Below are 724 nucleotides of genomic sequence, written 5' to 3'. Positions count from 1 at the left end.
AAAGACCCGCTAGTTCAGCCAATAGCTTCTCTGACTTCTGCTTGGTTTGCTCATCCATTAGCTGCTGGCTGTCACTTAGCTTCTCAACCAGCTCAGCTTGCTGAGCCAACATTTTGTCAGCACGGTTCTGCCAATCAAGACTGATCCCCTCAGACATAGCCCCCAAACGATCTGTCATTTCCGTAAATTTATCAGCAACCTGACAACTTGTTTCAAGCTGAGCTTGTGTAAGCTGATTTAGCTTGTCAGCAACGTCTTGAGAGGCGCTGTGTAAAGAAGCAGAACTCTGCGTCTGCGTATCAATCATCGCCTGTTGCCAAACTGTCTGTCGAGCTTTTTCACTTTCGAGATTTTGGCTATCTCGCTGCGCCAAATTCTGGTTCAAGCTTTCTAACATTGTCTGCGTTTTAGCGTCAAAGAGCTCACTGTATTCACTCAAGGTTTGCTTAATCTGCTCGGCACTTTGTTGGTTTCTCAGCGCTTGCTCTTCTAGCGCTTTACGCCAGACACTTCCCACCTCGTCTGCCGTTTTCGAGAAGCGGCCATTCAGAAAATCCAAGTGTTCAGTAGCTTTCGTAGAAAACTGCTGATGACTTTTCGAAGTCTGATCACTGACCTTCTCCACCAACCGACTCATACTTTTTTCAAACACAGGGCGCATACTTTCACCTGCCAAACGACCACTATCGGCAAGCCCTGCCTGAACGGTACTGACACTGCTGGA

At 47.5% G+C, this 724-nt stretch carries 1 protein-coding gene; it reads right to left on the bottom strand.

The window, feature by feature from the left end; genetic code table 11:
• The coding region (locus tag A3763_RS20435; protein WP_156495220.1) for a DUF802 domain-containing protein at nucleotides 1-724 on the bottom strand (724 nt) is incomplete at both ends.

It is taken from the genome of Oleiphilus sp. HI0128 (genome assembly GCF_001635365.1).
The sequence above is the reverse complement of the archived record's forward strand: the minus strand, read 5'-3'. Positions and strand labels throughout refer to the sequence as shown.